Consider the following 19,195-nt stretch of genomic DNA (forward strand, 5'->3'; position numbering starts at 1 on the left):
CGTAACTTCGCGACTTCAGGAGGCCGAACGTAGGCCTTGCGGAGGGAGGTGACGGGCATGGATGCCCGTCAAGCGCTGCGGCCCAGGATGGGCCGTTCAGCGCGGTCCTCCCGGGAGCAAGGCCGGAGTGAGGGAACCCGGAGCGTAGCGGAGGGCCGGATGAATGGAGCGCAGCGTTTTTTGGTTACTTTTTGTCGCGTTTGACAAAAAGTGACCCGCCGTAAGGGCGGAAAGGTGACTATGCGTCGACATCGTAAATGAATGCGCTTGCAGCTGTAGAAACCCACGCCGACCGACTTTGACTTTGACTTTCAGAGCGTGAGTTTTGAAAGTTATGCGCTCATTCATTGGCGATGGCGACGCGTAGTCACCTTTCCGCCCTTACGGCGGGTCCCTTTTTGAAGGATCAAAAAGGAACCAAAAAATCCTCGCTCCATTCATCCGGCCCCTACGCTGCGCTCCGGGGTCCCCTCACTCCGGTCTTGCTCCCGGGAGGACCGCGCTGAACGCCCCATCCTGGGGCGCAGCGCTTGACGGGCATCCATGCCCGTCACCTCCCTCCGCAAGACCTGCGCTCGGCCTCCTGAAGTCGCATTTTGCGTTGCCTGAACTACCGCGCGCTTACAAAGCAGAAGCAGAAGCAGAAGCAGAAGCAAAGGCAAAGGCAAAGGCAAAGGCAAAAGCTGGATGCCGTGGAGTGGTTGCGAACCACCGCCCCGGCGCACTGTCCCTATACTGCGAAGCGCCACTTCACATCACGACCTTAGCAGGTGGGTTTGCCACCGCGCTTGTGTCATCATGCTCCGACCGCCGGTTAGCCCTCCAAAGCCCCCTATGAACAAACCCTACGCATTGCTGCTTGCCCTCGCCCTGCTCCAGGGCTGCCAGAGCCTGGCCCCGCAGAAGACGGACGCCCAGTCGCCCGCCGCCGACGCCAGCAAGAGCGCGGAAAAGCCCGTGGTGTACGGATCGTTCAAGCAAGACACCCTGTACAGCCTGCTGGTGGCCGAGCTGGCCGGCCAGCGCAACCGCTTCGACATCGCCCTGGCCAACTACACCGACCAGGCCGAGAAGACCCAGGACCCAGGCGTCTCCGAACGCGCCTACCGCATCGCCGAATACCTCGGCGCCGACGAACCGGCCCTGGAAAGCGCGCTGATCTGGGCCCGCAACGCCCCGCAGGACCTCGACGCCCAGCGCGCCGCCGCCATCCAGCTGGCCCGCGCCGGACGCTACGACGACGCCATGGTCTACATGGAAAAAGTACTGCAGGGCCAGGGCGACACCCATTTCGACTTCCTCGCCCTGTCGGCGGCAGAAACCGACCAGGGCACCCGCGACGGCCTGATGCAAAGCTTCGACCGCCTGCTGGTGAAATACCCCGAAAACGGCCAGCTGATCTTCGGCAAGGCACTGCTGCTCAACCAGGACGACAAGCCCGAACAGGCACTCGACCTGCTCGAAAGCCACCCGCCGCAGAACGGTGAAATCGCCCCGGTGCTGCTGCGCGCCCGCCTGCTGCAGGCGCTGGACCGCGGCCCCGAGGCACTGCCGCTGCTGCGCGGCGCGATCCGCGACAACCCCGACGACAAGCGCCTGCGCTTGACCTACGCACGCACCCTGGTCGAACAGGACCGCATCGACGATGCCAAGGCCGAGTTCGAAAGCCTGCTGCAGCAGTACCCCGAAGACGACGAAATCCGCTATTCCCTGGCCCTGGTATGCCTGGAAACCAAGCACTGGGACGAAGCCGAGGGCTACCTGCAGGAATTGGTCGAGCGCGATGCCAACGTCGACGCCGCCCACCTCAACCTCGGCCGCATCCGCGAAGAGCGCAGCCAGCCGGCCGCCGCCTTGCGCGAATACGCCCTGGTCGGCCCTGGCCCGGACTATCTGCCAGCACAATTGCGCCAGGCCGACATCCTCATCGCCAATGGCCGCACCGCCGAGGCCTCGCGCCTGCTCGCCGAAGCCCGCGAAGCGCAGCCCGACTACGCCATCCAGCTGTACCTGATCGAAGCCGAGAGCCTGGGCAACAACGGCAAGGAAGCCCAGGCCGGCCAGGTACTGGAGCAGGCGATCAAGCGCTACCCGGACGATCTCAACCTGCTCTATACCCGCGCCATGCTTGCCGAGAAGCGCAACGACCTGGCGCAGATGGAGAAAGACCTGCGCGCCATCCTCGTCCGTGAGCCGGAAAACGCCATGGCCCTCAACGCCCTGGGCTACACCCTGGCCGACCGCACCACCCGCTACGCCGAGGCGAAAGCCCTGATCGATAAGGCCCACCAGCTCACCCCGGACGACCCGGCGGTGCTCGACAGCCTGGGCTGGATCGCCTACCGCATGGGCAATCTCGAGGAGGCCGAGCGCCAGCTGCGCCTGGCCTTTGAGCGCTTCCCCGACCATGAAGTCGCCGCCCACCTGGGTGAAGTCCTGTGGGCCAACGGCAAGCGCCGCGAAGCCCGTCAAGTCTGGGCCAAGGGTTTCGAAGCCCAGGCCGACAGCCCCATCCTGCGCAAGACTCTGCTGCGCCTGACCGGATCCGAGAGCCTGTAAACCATGTTCCTGCGTCATTGCATCACCTTCACCCTCATCGCCCTGCTCGCCGGCTGCGCCGGTTTCGGCAGCAAGGAAGCCGTGCAAGGCCAGGGCAGCCCACAGCTGTGGCGCGAGCACAAGCAGCAACTGGGCAACCTCGACGGCTGGCAGATCAGCGGCAAGGTCGGCATCCGCGCCCCACGCGACTCCGGCAGCGGCACGCTGTTCTGGCTGCAGCGCCAGGACTACTACGACATCCGCCTGGCCGGCCCGCTGGGCCGCGGCGCGGCACGCCTGACCGGACGCCCCGGCGGTGTGGTGCTGGAAGTGGCCAACCAGGGCCGCTATGAGGCCGAGAACCCCGAGACCCTGCTGGAAGAACAGCTGGGTTGGCGCCTGCCGGTGTCCCACCTGGTCTGGTGGGTGCGCGGCCTGCCCGCCCCGGACAGCAAGAGCCAGCTGACCCTCGATGGCGACAGCCGCCTGGCCAGCCTCGACCAGGATGGCTGGAAGGTCCAGTACCTCAGCTATATAGAACAGAATGGCTACTGGCTGCCCGAGCGCCTGAAGCTGCACGGCGAGAACATCGACGTGACCCTGGTGGTCAAGGACTGGCAACCTCGCCAGCTGGGGCACTGATTCGATGGCGAAGCTCACACTGCCGGCCCCGGCCAAGCTCAACCTGTGGTTGCACATCACCGGCCGCCGCGCCGACGGTTATCACGAGCTGGAAACCGTGTTCCAGTTCCTCGACCACGGCGATGAACTGGGCTTCGCGCGACGTGAGGACGGCGTGATCCGCCTGCACAGCGAAATCGCCGACGTCCCCCACGACAGCAACCTGATCGTGCGCGCCGCGCGCATGCTTCAGGAACAGTCCGGCACCACCCTGGGCGCCGACATCTGGCTGCACAAGGTACTGCCCATGGGCGGCGGCATCGGCGGCGGTAGCTCCGACGCGGCGACCACCCTGCTGGCACTCGCCCACCTGTGGCAACTCGATTGGGACGAAGATCGCCTGGCCGTGCTGGGCCTCGCGCTCGGTGCCGATGTGCCGGTATTCGTGCGCGGCCACGCGGCGTTCGCCCAGGGTGTTGGCGAACAACTTACCCCGGTCGATCCCGAGGAACCCTGGTACGTCGTGCTGGTGCCGCAAGTGTCTGTCAGCACAGCGGAAATTTTTTCGCATCCAGAGTTGACACGTGATTCCCTCCCCCTTAAGATGCGCCCCGTTCCCGAGGGAAACAGTCGAAATGACTGCCAACCGGTAGTAGAGCAACGTTATCCAGAAGTTCGCAATGCGCTGATTTCACTGGGTAAATTCACCGAAGCTCGAATGACCGGAACTGGAAGTTGTGTGTTTGGGGCCTTCCCAAGCAAAGCCGAAGCTGATAGAGTTCTGGCCCTTCTTTCAGAGACCCAAACAGGGTTTGTGGCGAAAGGAAGCAACGTTTCGATGTTGCATCGCAAGCTGCAAAGTCTGATCAAGAAGTCGAGTTCATAAGAGCTCGCAGCAACAGATACAGGGGCGTCGCCAAGCGGTAAGGCAGCAGGTTTTGATCCTGCCATGCGTTGGTTCGAATCCAGCCGCCCCTGCCATTTCTTATACTCATCCAGGTTACCCTCAGCCTCCAGGTACTGCGCGTGTCCAAGATGATGGTCTTCACGGGGAATGCCAACCCCGATCTGGCTCGGCGTGTCGTACGTCAGCTGCATATTCCACTGGGTGACGTGTCTGTCGGTAAGTTCTCCGACGGCGAGATCAGTGCTGAAATCAATGAAAATGTCCGCGGTAAAGACGTCTTCATCATTCAGCCCACCTGTGCTCCAACCAACGACAACCTGATGGAACTGGTAGTGATGGCCGATGCCTTCCGCCGCTCCTCAGCGTCGCGAATCACCGCCGTGATTCCCTACTTCGGATACGCCCGCCAGGACCGCCGTCCGCGTTCGGCACGTGTAGCCATCAGCGCCAAAGTCGTCGCTGACATGCTCACTGTCGTGGGTATCGACCGTGTACTCACCGTCGACCTGCACGCTGACCAGATCCAGGGCTTCTTCGATATCCCCGTCGACAACATCTACGGCTCGCCCGTGCTGGTCGACGACATCGAGGACCAGCGTTTCGAGAACCTGATGATCGTTTCCCCGGACATCGGTGGTGTGGTGCGCGCTCGCGCCGTCGCCAAGTCCCTGGGCGTCGATCTCGGGATCATCGACAAGCGCCGCGAGAAGGCCAACCACTCCGAGGTGATGCACATCATCGGCGACGTCGAGGGACGCACCTGCATCCTGGTAGACGACATGGTCGACACCGCCGGCACCCTGTGCCACGCGGCCAAGGCCCTGAAAGAACACGGTGCCGCCAAGGTCTATGCCTACTGCACGCACCCTGTGCTGTCGGGCCGTGCGATCGAGAACATCGAGAAGTCGGTACTGGACGAGCTGGTGGTGACCAACACCGTTCCGCTGTCCGCCGCTGCTCAAGCCTGTGACCGTATCCGCCAGCTGGATATCGCACCGGTTGTCGCTGAAGCGGTGCGCCGCATCAGCAACGAAGAATCGATCAGCGCGATGTTCCGCTAAGCGGAACACTCGCTGACGAAAAGCGCCCCGCCCCAACACTGGTTGTTGGGGCGGGGCTTTTTTGCCATCCCCGCCTGGCGCTGGTCGCAAACGCCTTGCGGGAGGCTAATTTGGAGAAACAAAATGACTGACTTCATCCTGAACGCCCAAGCGCGTACTGACCTGGGGAAAGGTGCGAGCCGCCGCCTGCGTCACTCCGCCAACATCCCTGCCGTTGTCTACGGTGGCGATAAAGAAGCCCAATCCCTGACCATCGTGGCCAAGGAAATCGCCAAGCTGTTCGAAAACGAAGCTGCCTTCAGCCACGTTATCGAGCTGAACGTCGATGGCGCCAAGCAGAACGTCGTGGTCAAGGCCATGCAACGTCACCCGGCCAAAGGCTTCATCATGCACGCCGACTTCGTTCGCGTCGTTGCTGGTCAGAAGCTGACCGCCAAGGTTCCAGTTCACTTCGTCGGTGAAGAAGCCCCGGTCAAGAAAGGCGGCGAGATCTCGCACGTCGTTTCCGAGATCGAAGTGTCCTGCGAAGCCAAGGACCTGCCTGAGTTCATCGAAGTCGACCTGTCCAAGGCCGAAATCGGCACCATCATCCACCTGTCGGACCTGAAAGCTCCGAAAGGCGTAGAGTTCGTCGCTCTGGCCCACGGTGATGACAAAGCTGTCGCCAACGTCCACGCCCCGCGCGTAGCCGCTGACGCTGCTGAAGGCGCTGCCGAGTAATCCACTCGCACGCCGGCGTTGATCGGGTTACAGTGCCGCGCGCACCGTAACCCACCAACTCCAAGGAAGAGCCCCTGACGTGACCGCCATCCAGTTGATCGTCGGCCTGGGTAACCCCGGCCCCGAATACGAACAGACCCGGCATAACGCAGGGGCTCTTTTCGTTGAACGCCTCGCCAGCGCCCAGCGCATCTCGCTGTCCGCTGACAAAAAGTATTTCGGCCTGACGGCTAAGTTCAGCCATCAGGGCAACGATGTTCGCCTGTTGATCCCCACCACCTACATGAACCGTAGCGGCCAGTCCGTGGCGGCTCTGGCGAATTTCTTCCGCATCAAGCCGGAAGCGATCCTGGTGGCCCACGACGAACTCGACCTGCCTCCCGGCGTCGCCAAGCTCAAGAGAGGCGGCGGCCATGGCGGGCACAACGGCCTGCGCGACATCATCGCGCAGCTCGGCAACCAGAACGACTTCCACCGCCTGCGGCTTGGCATTGGCCACCCGGGCGACGCCAAACTGGTCTCCAACTTCGTCCTGGGCCGCGCGCCGCGCGCCGAGCAGGAGAAGCTCGACGCCAGCATCGATTTTGCCCTCGGCGTGATGCCCGACGTGCTGGCTGGCGACTTCGCCAAGGCCATGCGCGAGCTGCACAGCCAGAAGGCCTGACATTCAAGAAAGGGGAATATCCATGGGTTTCAATTGCGGCATCGTCGGCCTGCCCAACGTCGGCAAGTCCACCCTGTTCAACGCCCTGACCAAGTCCGGCATCGCGGCGGAGAACTTCCCCTTCTGCACCATCGAGCCGAACAGCGGCATCGTGCCGATGCCCGACGCGCGCCTGGCCGCGCTGGCCGAGATCGTCAAACCCAACCGCATCCTGCCGACCACCATGGAGTTCGTCGACATCGCCGGCCTGGTGGCTGGTGCCTCCAAGGGTGAAGGCCTGGGCAACAAGTTCCTCGCCAACATTCGCGAGACCGACGCGATCGCCCATGTGGTGCGCTGCTTCGAAGACGAGAACGTGATCCACGTTTCCAACAGCGTCGACCCCAAGCGCGACATCGAGATCATCGACCTGGAACTGATCTTCGCCGACCTCGACAGCTGCGAGAAGCAACTGCAGAAGGTCGCCCGCAACGCCAAGGGCGGCGACAAGGATGCCCTGGCGCAGAAGGCCATCCTGGAAAAACTGATTCCGCACTTCACCGAAGGCAAGCCGGCACGCAGCCTGATGAAGAACATGGCTGACGACGAAAAAGCAGTCATCCGTGGCTTCCACCTGCTGACCAGCAAGCCGGTGATGTACATCGCCAACGTTGCCGAAGATGGCTTCGAAGATAACCCGCACCTGGACGTGGTCAAGGCCATCGCCGAAGAAGAAGGCGCGGTGGTGGTGCCGGTGTGCAACAAGATCGAAGCCGAGATCGCCGAGCTGGACGACGGCGAGGAGAAGGACATGTTCCTCGAGGCCCTGGGCCTGGAAGAGCCAGGCCTGAACCGCGTGATCCGCGCCGGCTACGAGCTGCTCAACCTGCAGACCTACTTCACTGCCGGCGTGCAGGAAGTCCGCGCCTGGACCGTGCGCGTCGGCGCCACCGCGCCACAGGCCGCGGGCGTGATCCACACCGACTTCGAGAAAGGCTTCATCCGCGCCGAAGTGGTGGCCTACGATGACTTCATCCAGTTCAAGGGCGAAGGCGGTGCCAAGGAAGCCGGCAAATGGCGCCTGGAAGGCAAGGACTACATCGTCAAGGACGGTGACGTGATGCACTTCCGCTTCAACGTCTAAGCGCAAGCCGGCGTCCCCCATCGCGGGGAAAAGCTACCCCACGACACAAATTCCGTCAGGCGGGAATCCAGCACAATGCAATCAATGCCAGTGACCACGAGATCGTATTCATCGAGACCGGGTTGAAGTAGCCCGGATACACACGTTTCCTGTGGGAGCGGGCTTCGCTTTTCCAAGGCTTCACCGCCTCCGCGTAACCTTCTACACTCTCCCCTGCTTGAACCGGGATAACCGAAGCACTGCCTCGAAACCCGATGGACCTGACCACTGCCGGTCAACCGTCGGGACGAATGGGTCCGGACCTTGGCCGGCCCGTTTATCGGAGGCAACACATGAGCCCGCGTATCTGGCTGCTGGCCCTGGCGACGTTCGTCACGGGCATGGCGGAAAACATCACCGTCGGCATACTGCCGGCTCTGGCCGACGGCCTTGACGTCCCCCTGGGCATCGCCGGGCAACTGACCACGGTCTTCTCCCTGAGCTTCGCCCTTGCCGCGCCCTTCTCGCCCCTGCTCACCACACGCTTGCCGCTGCGTCGCCTGCTGTGCGCCACGCTGGCACTGTTCGCCCTGTGCAACCTCGCGGCGGCACTGGCGCCGGGCTACACGGCGCTGCTGATCGCCCGCATCGGCATGGCGGCGACCAGCGCCCTTACCTGCCTGACCTGCACGCTGATGGCCACGCGCATGGTTCCCGAGACGCTGCGCGGCCGGGCCATCGGGGTGATCTTCATGGGTATCTGCAGCTCGCTGGTGCTGGGGGTTCCGGCCGGCATGCTGCTGTGCGACGTGGCAGGCTGGCGTGGGGTCTTCATTGGGCTGAGTGGGCTGGCCATGGCGGTGTTGCTGCTGGCCTGGCGCGGGCTGCCACAGCTGCAAAGCAGCGAACGCGTGGCGCTGGGCAGCTACCTGCGCCATCTGCGTGACGGGCGCCTGGTAGCCGCACAGGCCGTATCGCTGCTGATGATCGCCGGGCATTTCACGGTATTCGCCTACCTGGCCCCCTATGCGCAACTGGTCGCCGATGTGCCGGTACAATGGCTGGCCGCGGTGTTCGCCGTATTCGGTATCGCGGGGGTATCGGGCGGCTATGTCGGTGGCTGGATGGCCGATCGGCTTGGCGCAGGCAAGGCGATCGCGATCGCGCCGCTGCTGTATCTCGCCAGCCTGTTGCTACTGCCCTTCAGCGCGGGCTCGCCCTGGCTGTTCCTGCCGGCGATGATGCTCTGGGGCGGGCTGAGCTGGACCACCTCGCCGGTGGTGCAAAGCTATCTGGCCAGCCGTGGACCGGACACCTTCCCCGCCGGCATGAGCCTGAACATGTCGGCGATGCACCTGGGCGTCGGCCTGGGTTCGGCCATCGGTGGCGTGGTGATCAGCCAAGCGACGCTGGCCGCCACCCCCTGGGCCGGCGCGCTGCTGACGGCGATGGCGGCGGCACTGGCGCTCTGGTCGGCGCGCCCGCCCCGCCCATCGAGCTTCAGCGAGCGCGAGCTGGCATAGCGTCCTGCTGTTCCTGCTCGAAGGCATCGGCCAGGAAGTCGATCAGCTTGCGCACAGCCGGCATCAAGCCGCGCCGGGAAGGAAACAGGGCCACCACCTCGCCATCCCGTGGGGCCCAGCCTTCGAGGACATGGCGCAAGCGTCCACTGGCGAGGTCGGCCCTCACCGCCTCCTCCGGCAACAACACCATGCCGACCCCGGCCAAAGCGCCTTCGCGCAGCACCGCCAGGTCGTCCGATACCACGCGGGGTCGAAACCGCACGGAGGCTTCGGCGCCCTGCGGCCCGATCAGGGCCCAGGTGTAATCCTGAACGTTGCCCCCCCAGCACAGGCTCGGCAAGGCATCCAGTGCCGCCGGCGAAGCAGGCTGGCCATGCTCGGCCAACAACCCCGGGGAGGCCACCAGGTACTGCCGGCTCGGCGCCAGCCGGCGCATGATCAGTTCGCTGCTTTCCAGGCGCTGGTGCTGCACGCTGAGCACCAGGTCAAAACCCTCGCCGATCACATCCACCCGGCGATTGAAACTCTTGACCAGCAGCTCGACCACCGGGCACTGCGCCATGAAGCTCGCCAGCATCGGCGCCAGCCGCGAGTCGAGCAACTCGGTGCTGCTGGCCAGGCGCACGATGCCACGCGGCTCGGCACGATTGCGCTCGACGGCATCCTCGGCGGCGACAGCCTGCTCGAGCATGCCCAGGCAATGGCGGTAATACTCCAGCCCCACTTCGGTGACCTGGAACTGCCGCGTGGAGCGCTGGATCAGACGCACGCCCAGGCGCTCCTCGAGCTTGGCCACCCGCCGGCTCAGGCGCGACTTGGGCAGGCCGAGGATCCGTCCGGCGGGGGCGAAGCCACTGTGTTCCACCACCTTGGCATAGAGATACAGGTCGTTCAGGTCAAACATCGGCAACACTCGTCCACGGCTCACCGCTGCATCATCCGTCATTCCTCGAGGATCGTCACAGTGGCGGTGGTCCCGGCCCGCAAGGGTGGAGCATCACTGCCCTGGGGATCCAGGCGCAGGCGCACCGGCACGCGTTGGGCCAGCTTGACCCAGGTGTAGTTCGGGTTGACGTTGGCCAGCAGGCGATTGCCCGGCTGGTTCTCACGGTCGGTGATGGCGTAGGCGATGCTCTCCACCGTGCCCTGCAAGGCCTGGCCATTCATCAGCACGATGCGCGCACGGCTGCCAATGGCGATACGTGGCAGCTTGGTCTCTTCGAAGTAGCCACTGACATGGAACGAGTCGCTGTCCACCAGCGCCAGCAACGCGGCGCCCGGCTGCGCGAAGTCGCCCTGGCGGGTCAGCAGGTTGGTGACATGACCATTGACCGGCGCCAGCAGCTCGGTGCGTTGCAGGTCCAGCAGCGCCTGCTCCAGCGTGGCCTCGGCCAGCTGCACGTTGGCTTGTGCCAGGCCAAGGCTGGACTGCTCGCGCAGCAGGTCGGCCTGGGCCACCGCCACCTCGGTCTTGGACTTTTCCCACTCTTCTGCGGAAATCGCCGAGAGTGACTGCAACTTGCTGCGGCGCTGTTCCTCGCTACGCCGTTGCCTGAGCAGCGCCTGGTTGGCGACGATATTGGCCTGCGACTGACCGAGGGCGGCCCGGGCCACCTCGACCGCGCGCCGAGCATGCAGCACCGCCAGCTCATAGCGCGCCGGGTCGATGCGCAGCAACAAGTCGCCCTTGTGCACGTACTGGTTGTCCCGCACCGGCAAGGCGACGATGCGACCACTGACCTCCGCCGCCAGGGTGACCACATCAGCCCGCACCCGGGCGTCACGGGTCCAGGGCGCCTGGGTGTAATGGCTCCAGGCCTGCCAACCCAGCACGATGGCCACCATCAGCATGGCCAGGGTCAGGCTGCGCGATAACAGCGGCTTGATCGACGACATCTACGCACTCACTCCCATCCACAACAGCAAGGCCGCGCAAATCGCGGTGTACAAGGCACCCTGGAACAGCGCCGGATGCCAGACGAATGCCAGCACGCCCACCCGGCGCAACAAGGCATCGACCAGCAGAAACAACGGCAGCGCCAACAGCAGCGCCTGGGCGATGGGCGGCAGGTAGACCCCGCCCACCTCGAAATCAATGGGCATTGGCCACCTCCGGCGACAGCCGCGATCGTTCAGCTTCCAGCACCTGGCGATAACGCGCCAGCAACTGCCCGGCCACCGCCAGCGCCACCCGCAGGATGAACAGCCGGCGCAAGGCGTCAGGCCCCATCTGCCCTGGCGCGCCATGCAGGGCATCGAGCAGCTGCGCCTGGTCGTCCAGTTCCCGCAACAGCGGATCGAGCGCCACCGCTCCCTGGCCACCGATGAAGTCGGCGACACCCTGCAGGCTTTCCCGCAAGCGTGTCCGGGTCGCCGACGGCAACGCCAGGTCACTGTTGCACAAGGCGCGCGCCTGGCCCAGGGCGATGGCCAGCGCCGGACATACCAGCGCGCACTCGACACGCTCGCGCGAGGTCATGTCCGGGGCGGCCGGCAACAGACCGATCAGCGCCGACAGGCGATCAAGCAGCAGGCTCTCGAAGGCGAACTGCCCAGCCAGCGAACCGCTCCCGAGCACCTGGCGGCGCACATCCTCACGGGTCTGGCGAAACAATCGGGCGATGCGTTTCTGCGCATTGAACGGGAATACCAGCGCGAACACGGCCATCGCCAGCACCCCGGCCACCAGGTAGCCACCGGCGAACTCGAACCACTGGATATCGCTGTTGTGATAGGCCCCGATATTCTGCGGCCCGATCATCAGCAGGCTGATCAGACCGATGCCCATGCCGATCCCCGCGGTCATCGGGTTGGCCAGGCCGACCGCCGCCAGGTACAGCAACGGTGCCAGGCACAAGGCAAGCATCTCGAAGTCGGTGAACAGCGGCAGCAGGGCGAACTGATAGAGCGCGGACAAGCCCATGCCCACCAACAGCCCGCGGTTGTAGTTCTGGCTGGCCAGCAGAGGTCGGGGCAAGGTCGCCATCAGCGAGCACATCACGCCCATGAGAATCACCGCTGAGCGCGCGCCGTCCCAGGCGCTCTCGATCCACAGCCCGCCGATCAGCAACAGGGCCAGGCAGGCGCGCACGGCGTTCATCGCCGCCAGCGGCCAGTCCAGGTGCAAGGCGCTGGCGCGCCCCTGCTGCTGGGGACAACTGGCCAGACGGCCCTGCTGGATCGCCTCGTTCAGTTCGATCAGCTCGTCCAGTTGCTGCAGCAGGCGCGCCTGCTCCCAGCGCAAGGCCCAGGCCAGGGCACGCAGGTGCGGGGGCAGTGGCTCGTTGAGAAATTCGGCACGGTCGGCGGCGTCATCGAACCCCTTGTGCAGGGTGCGCAGGGCCTCGCGGTCCGCTGCCGAGAGTGCCATGCCGTCACGCGCCAGCGCATCCAGGCTCGCCAGTTCGGCGTCGCGCAGCAACTGGATATCCGCTGGCAGCGGCCCCTGCCAGTGGGCCTTGATCAGCTCACGCTGCTGACGCAGCACCAGCAGTCGCGAAACCAGCAGCACCAGCTGGTTGGCGAACAGTTGCACCAGCCCATCGCCGCTGCGCAGGTGCGGGGCATCGAAATACAGGTGCCGACGCAGCCCCTCCAGAGCGCTGACCTCGGCGATCAACCGGGCCTGACGCTGACCGAATGCGGCTTCGTCCTCTTCGGTGCGGATCACCTCGGCGGCATGCTGGGCGATCAGTTTCAGCAGGCTGTCGACTTTGGCGAAATAGCTATTGGCCACGGCCTGGGGACGGGCGCTCAGCAGGCTGACCACGGCCACGCAGGCCACCGCCAGCAAGGTCTCGGTAACCCGCGTGACGGCCAGCATGAAGGTGCCCTCGGGCTCGGGCACGGCCAGCATGGCCACCACCACCGCGGTGAAGCCACTGAGCACGAAGGCATGGGAATCGGTGTAGCGCAGCAAGGTGCCGCCGGCGGTACACAGCCCCAGCCACAGCGCCAGGCTGACCACCAGGGTGTATGGCATCTGTGCGAACAACGCCATCAGCAGCACGGCCACCGCCGCGCCGACCACGGTGCCGAGCACCTGCGCGAGGCTGCGCTTGAGGGTCATGCCGGCCAGCGGCAGGCTGATGATGATCACCGTCATCAGCGCCCATTTCGGTTGTTCCAGGTCGAACAAGAACGCCAGGTAGAGACACAGCAGGCCCGCCACCACTGTACGCAGCGCGAACAGCAACACATCGCGCCCGGGGCGCAGGGCAAGCCTGAAATAGGCAATCAGTGGAGCCATCCATTACCTCGTAACCGACAAGGCGGGTCCGGGCCCCCGCACCGGGGCCCGGACACACCGTCACTTGGCCAGCTTGCTGTAGCTGGTCATCAGGTTACGGTAGTCGGGAATGTGGTTGGAGAACAACGTGCCCAATCCTTCGATGTCGTTGCGCCAGTCGCGGTGCAGCTCGCAGGCCACGCCGAACCAGGTCATCAGCTGCGCGCCGGCGGCCTCCATGCGACGCCAGGCCGAGTCGCGGGTCAATTCGTTGAAGGTGCCCGATGCGTCGGTGACCACGAACACGTCAAAGCCCTCTTCCAGCGCCGACAGAGCCGGGAAGGCCACGCACACCTCGGTGACCACACCGGCGATGATCAGCTGTTTCTTGCCGGTGGCCTTCACCGCCTTGACAAAATCCTCGTTGTCCCAGGCGTTGATGTTGCCTGGGCGAGCGATATAGGGCGCGTCGGGGAACTGCTCCTTGAGCTCGGGCACCAGCGGGCCATTGGGACCGGTCTCGAAGCTGGTGGTGAGGATGGTCGGCAGCTTGAAGTACTTGGCCAGGTCCGCCAGTGCCAATACGTTGTTCTTGAACCGGTCCGGGTCGATGTCGCGCACCAGCGACAGCAGCCCGGTCTGGTGGTCGACCAGCAGTACCGCGGCGTCGTTCTTGTCCAGACGCTTGTATTGGAATGCCATGATGCTTCTCCTTGCGTGGATTGAAAGGCGTGGTTCAGCTGCGCTGCGAGTCCAGTTGCTCGTTCTGGGTGACGACGGCCTGAGCCTTCATGTAGCTCTCGATCAGCAGTTGGTAATGCGGGAACACCGAACTGTAGGCCTCGGCCCACTGGGCGGCGTCCGGGCGGTTCCAGGTACGCTGCACTTCCGAGCAGACGGCGGCGGTGTCCATCGGCACCACGCCGGCCTGCACCACCCGCGCCAGGGTCACTTCCTGGGCCATCTTGGAGTAGGTGCCTGACGCATCGATGACCGCGAATACCTGGTAGCCGGCGGCCACCGCGCTGATGCTGGGGAAGGCCATGCACACGCTGGTGATGGTCCCGGCGATGATCAGTTGCTTGCGCCCGGTAGCCTTCACCGCGGCGACGAACTCAGGGTTGTCCCAGGCGTTGATCTCGCCTTTGCGAGCCACGTACTTCGCGTGCGGCGCGGCCTCATGGATTTCCGGAATCAGCGGGCCGTTGGGACCTTGCGGCACCGATGCGGTGGTGATGACGGGGATCTTCGCCAGGCTGGCGATCTTGGCCAGGGTGATGGCGTTGGCCCGCAGTTCGGTCATGGGCATGTCCTTGACCGTCTGGAACAGACCGCTCTGGTGATCGATCAGCAGCATCGTGGCGTTATCGGGGTCGATGCGTGGGGCCTGACCTTCGAAGTTGGCGGCTTGCGCGAAATTGCTCATCGTTCTCTCCTCGTTGGTTTGGAGAACAGGCCATCCTGGCCAATGCGGAGGGACCGCGACCCACAAGTCCACAGTGGGGATTATGAGATTAGGCAACACCGGCTAATCGGGACGACCGTCAGTCGGTGACCTTGGGAAATCGACAAATGTCGAGGCAGCCCGAGCGGCCTTTGGCCAAGCGGGCAACGAGCCCAAAGGTAGAGGCATGGAGGCATGGGCCGGTAGGTCCATGGATGAACCCTCAGAGTTCCATATGAAGAACGACACACGGTTCGATATCGCTGTCGCGGGGCAAGCCCGTTCCCACAGGGATCGCGGGAATCTGAACGGGACAGTGTTTGGGAGCAGCCCATAACACTTCACAAATTTCTGAACTGATTATTTGCCCGCAGCGATTTTTCCCCCCGCCCGCCCCCACCAGAATCGCTTCACCAACAATCACAATAAATCGTGAGGCCACTCCCGTGGACCAGACACTCCAGGTACGGCAGGCCGCCACCGACCTCGTCGCCGCCTTCGCCAGCAACGACACCGCCCGCTACTTCGCCTGCTTCAGCGAAGACGCCACCTTCCTTTTCCACACCGTGCCGCAACCGCTGCTGTCTCGCCGCGCCTATGAAGATCTCTGGGCGAGCTGGCAGGCGGACGGATTCGCCGTGCTCGGCTGTGAGTCGAGCAACGCGCAGGTGAGCCTGCAGGGCGATGTGGCGATCTTCATGCACGATGTGGCCACGCGCCTGCGCGTCGCTGGCGAAACCCTCGACCTGAACGAACGCGAGACCATCGTCTTCCGCCGGCAAGACGAACGCTGGCTGGCCTGTCACGAGCACCTGTCGGTCATCTCGCCGGCCTGATCTCCTTTCAAGCGGCCCTGCCGCACTGCCATCGCATCCACAACAAGGCCGCCCGACGGCCGACAACATTCGCGCTGGAGCACCACCATGAGCCACTCGACCGGTATCGAGACCAATGGCGTCGAACAGATCCCCGACGATCAACGCGACGCCGCCCCGCTGGACCTGTTCCGCCTGATCTTCGGCGGCGCCAACACCTTCGCCACCGCCGTGCTGGGCAGCTTCCCGGTGCTGTTCGGGCTGTCGTTCCAGGCCGGGGTCTGGGCGATCCTGCTCGGCGTCGGCGTCGGTGCGCTGATCCTCGCGCCCATGGGCCTGTTCGGCGCGCTCAACGGCACCAACAACGCAGTGTCGTCCGGCGCGCACTTCGGCGTGCACGGGCGCATCGTCGGCTCGTTCCTGTCGCTGCTGACCGCCGTGGCGTTCTTCTCGCTGTCGGTGTGGAGCTCGGGCGATGCCCTGGTCGGCGGCGCCAAGCGCCTGGTCGGCCTGCCGGAAACCGACCTGACCCTGGGCCTGGCCTACGGCCTGTTCGCGGTGCTGGTGCTGGTGGTGTGCATCTTTGGCTTCCGCTTCATGCTGTGGGTCAACAAGATCGCGGTGTGGGCCTCGAGCCTGCTGTTCCTGCTGGGCATCTTCGCCTTCGCCGGGCCGTTCGACGCGGGCTACGCCGGCAGCGTCAATCTCGGCCAGGCTGGCTTCTGGGCGGCGTTCGTTGGCGCGGCGATCCTGGCCATGAGCAACCCGGTGTCGTTCGGCGCGTTCCTCGGCGACTGGTCGCGCTACATCCCACGCGAAACGCCCAAGTCACGCATCATGCTGGCAGTGATCCTCGCCCAGGCGGCCACACTGATCCCGTTCCTGTTCGGCCTGTGCACCGCCACCCTGGTGGCCAGCCAGGCACCGGACTACATCGCCGCCAACAACTACGTCGGCGGGCTGCTGGCGATCTCGCCGGGCTGGTTCTTCCTGCCGGTGTGCCTGATCGCGGTGATCGGCGGCATGTCCACCGGCACCACGGCGCTGTACGGTACCGGCCTGGACATGTCCAGCGTGTTCCCGCGCCTGCTCAGCCGCGCCGCCGCCACCTTGCTGATCGGCGTGCTGGCCATCGGTTTCATCTTCGTCGGCCGTTTCACCTTCAACCTGGTGCAGAGCGTGTCGACCTTCGCCGTGCTGATCATCACCTGCACAAGCCCCTGGATGGTGATCATGATCCTCGGCCTGATCACCCGCCGCGGCTTCTACCATGCCGACGACCTGCAGGTATTCACCCGTGGCCAGCAAGGCGGCCACTACTGGTTCGACCACGGTTGGAACTGGCGTGGCATGGGCGCGTGGATCCCCAGCGCGGTCGTCGGCCTGTGCTTCGTCAACCTGCCGGGGCAGTTCGTCGGCCCGCTGGGCACACTCGCCGGCGGTATCGACCTGAGCCTGCCGGTGACCCTCGGCATCGCCGCCGTGCTGTACCTGACCCTGCTCAACTTGTTCCCCGAACCCGCTGGCGTGTATGGCCCACAAGGCCCGCGCTGGGTGCGCTGCAAAAGCACGCCCGTAAAGCCCGTGACCACCGCCGAAATGGCCTGACTGGAATCCGACCATGACCACACCTCACTACATCGACGGCCGCTGGGTCGAAGGCCAGGGCAGCGACTGCATCGTTGTCCACAACCCGTCCGACGGCCTGCCGTTCGCCGAACTGATGGCCGCCAGCACCGACCAGGTAGACCAGGCCGTGGCCGCCGCGCGCCGCGCCCTGGCCTCCTGGAAGACGGTCGGCGCCGCCGAACGCGCCAGCTACCTGCGCGGCTTCGCCGCACAGCTGGGCCAGCGCCGCGACGAACTGATCGACCTGCAGATGCGCAACAACGGCAAGCCACGCCACGAGGCCGAGATCGACCTGGACGACGCCATCGCCACCTTCGCCTACTACGCTGATCTGGCCGAGCAACTGCCGGCGCAGAACCGCGACGTGCCCCTGGCCGCGCCGGGCTTCTCCGCCCGCACCCGTCTGGAGCCGGTGGGCGTGGTCGGCCTGATCGTGCCGTGGAACTTCCCGCTGGTGACCAGCGCCTGGAAGCTCGCCCCGGCCCTCGCGGCCGGCTGCACCGTGGTGCTCAAGCCCTCCGAAGTCACCCCGCTGATCGAGCAGGCCTATGGCCAGATCGCCGAGGTGCTGGGCCTGCCGGCCGGCGTGCTGAACATCGTCAACGGCAAGGCCGAGACCGGCGCCGCGCTGAGCGGCCACAACGGCCTGGACAAGCTGTCGTTCACCGGCAGCAACGGTGTCGGCAGCCAGGTGATGCGCGCCGCCGCGGCCCAGTGCAGACCAGTGACGCTGGAGCTGGGCGGCAAGTCGGCGATCGTGGTGTTCGACGATTGCGATGTCGACCAGGCGGTGGAATGGATTGTCGCCGGCATCACCTGGAACGCCGGGCAGATGTGCTCGGCCACCTCGCGCCTGCTGGTGCAGGAAGGCATCGCCGACGCGCTGCTGCCGCGTTTGCAGGCGGCGCTGCAGGCCTTGCGCGTGGGCAACCCGCTGGCTGAAGAAGTGGACATGGGGCCGCTGACCAGCCAGGCGCAATGGCTCAAGGTTGCCGGCTATTTCGCCACCGCCCGCGAAGAGGGCCTGAAGTGCTTGGCCGGCGGCAAGGCGCTGGACCGCGATGGCTGGTTCGTCAGCCCGACGCTGTATGTGGATGTGCCGGTGAGCAGCCGCCTGTGGGGCGAGGAAATCTTCGGGCCGGTGCTGTGCGCACGACGCTTCGGCAACGAGGCCGAGGCTATCGCCCAGGCCAACGATAGCCGCTTCGGGCTGGTGGCCACCGTGTGCTCCGCCGACCTGGAACGCGCCGAGCGCGTGGCCGACGCGCTGGAGGTCGGGCATGTGTGGATCAACTCGGTGCAGGCGGTGTTCGTCGAAACCTCGTGGGGCGGGACCAAGGGCAGCGGGATTGGCCGAGAGCTTGGGCCTTGGGGGCTCTCGGGGTATCAGTCGGTGAAGCATGTGACGCGGTGTTTGGGGTGAGTAGCTGAGCCCTTTCACAGGGCGCGTGAGGCTGGCAGGTGTTCGACGGCAGCCTTGCAGTGCCTGTGAGACCGAGCGCCGCCCGCGCGGCGCATCGCGACGCAAGGCCGCTCCTACATCTGTTTCGGGCCAGTCAATCCTGTGCCATTACCGGGTCCGCCTTGTTGGTACGACGCGGTCGCAGCGTGGGCACCACTGGCGCCTCACCTGTCTCAAGACATGCACCAAGGCGGGCAACCATGGCCTGACAGGTTCGGCACGTTGCAACAAATGTAGGAGCGGCCTTGCGTCGCGATGCGCCGCGCGGGCGGCGCTCGATCTCACAGGCGCTGCAAGGCTCTCGGCGAACACATGGTCGCCTTCTGGCGATATCACTTGGAACACCATCGCGGGCCAAGCCCGCTCCCACGACGATCAATACCTCTTCAGCCGTCAGACATTTCCGAATGCCCACCACCGAGGCGCTGCTTCACGCCATCCAGCTGATGCGCGGCATCGAAGACACCCTCGACGAGTACTG

The 19,195-nt window shown here is 65.0% G+C and carries 17 protein-coding genes and 1 tRNA gene; 12 read left to right on the top strand and 6 right to left on the bottom strand.

Going from position 1 to position 19,195, the window contains the following annotated elements; all coding sequences use genetic code 11:
• Positions 1-834: 834 nt before the first annotated feature.
• The 9 genes from N5D48_RS21960 to N5D48_RS22000 all read left to right on the top strand — a co-directional run bounded on the left by N5D48_RS21960 (position 835) and on the right by N5D48_RS22000 (position 9,136).
• Positions 835-2,559 carry a tetratricopeptide repeat protein gene (locus N5D48_RS21960; protein WP_279887949.1) on the top strand — a complete coding sequence of 575 codons (1,725 nt, stop codon included), beginning with the start codon at positions 835-837 and terminating at the stop codon, positions 2,557-2,559.
• A gap of 3 nt (positions 2,560-2,562) precedes the next feature.
• The gene (gene lolB / locus N5D48_RS21965; protein WP_279887950.1) at positions 2,563-3,180 is read left to right on the top strand and encodes a lipoprotein insertase outer membrane protein LolB; all 618 of its coding nucleotides are present in this window, start codon (positions 2,563-2,565) and stop codon (positions 3,178-3,180) included.
• A 4-nt stretch (positions 3,181-3,184) separates the two neighbouring features.
• Entirely contained in the window at positions 3,185-4,045 is an 861-nt protein-coding gene (gene ispE, locus N5D48_RS21970; protein WP_279887952.1) for a 4-(cytidine 5'-diphospho)-2-C-methyl-D-erythritol kinase, read from the top strand.
• A gap of 20 nt (positions 4,046-4,065) precedes the next feature.
• A tRNA-Gln gene (locus N5D48_RS21975) sits at positions 4,066-4,140 on the top strand.
• A gap of 45 nt (positions 4,141-4,185) precedes the next feature.
• A complete protein-coding gene (locus tag N5D48_RS21980; protein ID WP_016391678.1) occupies positions 4,186-5,127 on the top strand; it encodes a ribose-phosphate pyrophosphokinase in 942 nt (313 codons plus the stop codon).
• A 123-nt stretch (positions 5,128-5,250) separates the two neighbouring features.
• Positions 5,251-5,847, top strand: coding sequence for a 50S ribosomal protein L25/general stress protein Ctc (locus N5D48_RS21985; RefSeq protein ID WP_279887953.1), 597 nt, complete (start codon positions 5,251-5,253; stop codon positions 5,845-5,847).
• A gap of 79 nt (positions 5,848-5,926) precedes the next feature.
• Entirely contained in the window at positions 5,927-6,511 is a 585-nt protein-coding gene (gene pth / locus N5D48_RS21990; RefSeq protein ID WP_279887954.1) for an aminoacyl-tRNA hydrolase, read from the top strand.
• A 22-nt stretch (positions 6,512-6,533) separates the two neighbouring features.
• A complete protein-coding gene (ychF, locus tag N5D48_RS21995; protein ID WP_103445718.1) occupies positions 6,534-7,634 on the top strand; it encodes a redox-regulated ATPase YchF in 1,101 nt (366 codons plus the stop codon).
• Between the two features lie 332 nt (positions 7,635-7,966).
• Positions 7,967-9,136: an MFS transporter gene (locus tag N5D48_RS22000; RefSeq protein ID WP_279887957.1), complete on the top strand. Its 1,170-nt coding sequence runs from the start codon at positions 7,967-7,969 to the stop codon at positions 9,134-9,136.
• On the opposite strand, the gene N5D48_RS22005 is transcribed toward N5D48_RS22000, so the two are convergent.
• From N5D48_RS22005 to N5D48_RS22030, 6 genes are read right to left on the bottom strand one after another with little or no spacing between them, the layout of a single operon-like run.
• Positions 9,114-10,040, bottom strand: a complete 927-nt coding sequence (locus N5D48_RS22005; protein WP_279887959.1) for a LysR substrate-binding domain-containing protein — start codon at positions 10,038-10,040, stop codon at positions 9,114-9,116. The two genes, N5D48_RS22000 and N5D48_RS22005, sit on opposite strands and share 23 nt — an antisense overlap.
• A 38-nt stretch (positions 10,041-10,078) precedes the next feature.
• The gene (locus tag N5D48_RS22010; RefSeq protein ID WP_279887969.1) at positions 10,079-11,023 is read right to left on the bottom strand and encodes an HlyD family secretion protein; all 945 of its coding nucleotides are present in this window, start codon (positions 11,021-11,023) and stop codon (positions 10,079-10,081) included.
• A 9-nt stretch (positions 11,024-11,032) separates the two neighbouring features.
• A complete protein-coding gene (locus N5D48_RS22015; protein WP_279887960.1) occupies positions 11,033-11,239 on the bottom strand; it encodes a DUF1656 domain-containing protein in 207 nt (68 codons plus the stop codon).
• Positions 11,229-13,385, bottom strand: coding sequence for an FUSC family protein (locus tag N5D48_RS22020; protein WP_279887961.1), 2,157 nt, complete (start codon positions 13,383-13,385; stop codon positions 11,229-11,231). Before N5D48_RS22020 ends, N5D48_RS22015 begins: the two co-directional genes overlap by 11 nt.
• A gap of 60 nt (positions 13,386-13,445) precedes the next feature.
• Positions 13,446-14,066, bottom strand: coding sequence for an isochorismate family cysteine hydrolase YcaC (ycaC, locus tag N5D48_RS22025; protein WP_279887962.1), 621 nt, complete (start codon positions 14,064-14,066; stop codon positions 13,446-13,448).
• Between the two features lie 34 nt (positions 14,067-14,100).
• Positions 14,101-14,790 (bottom strand): hydrolase, encoded by a 690-nt coding sequence (locus N5D48_RS22030; RefSeq protein WP_279887964.1) that lies wholly within the window; start codon positions 14,788-14,790, stop codon positions 14,101-14,103.
• Between the two features lie 464 nt (positions 14,791-15,254).
• Between N5D48_RS22030 and N5D48_RS22035 the strand changes: the two genes are divergently transcribed.
• From N5D48_RS22035 to N5D48_RS22045, 3 genes are all read left to right on the top strand, one after another.
• Positions 15,255-15,644: a nuclear transport factor 2 family protein gene (locus N5D48_RS22035; protein ID WP_279887966.1), complete on the top strand. Its 390-nt coding sequence runs from the start codon at positions 15,255-15,257 to the stop codon at positions 15,642-15,644.
• 87 nt (positions 15,645-15,731) lie between these two features.
• Complete coding sequence (locus tag N5D48_RS22040) at positions 15,732-17,231, top strand: cytosine permease (protein ID WP_279887967.1); 1,500 nt, start codon at positions 15,732-15,734, stop codon at positions 17,229-17,231.
• 13 nt (positions 17,232-17,244) lie between these two features.
• The gene (locus N5D48_RS22045) at positions 17,245-18,675 is read left to right on the top strand and encodes an aldehyde dehydrogenase family protein (RefSeq protein WP_279887968.1); all 1,431 of its coding nucleotides are present in this window, start codon (positions 17,245-17,247) and stop codon (positions 18,673-18,675) included.
• The last annotated feature ends 520 nt before the right edge of the window (positions 18,676-19,195 follow it).

The sequence above is a fragment of the Pseudomonas sp. GD03858 genome (assembly GCF_029840925.1).
In the GTDB taxonomy this organism is placed as follows: Bacteria; Pseudomonadota; Gammaproteobacteria; order Pseudomonadales; family Pseudomonadaceae; genus Aquipseudomonas.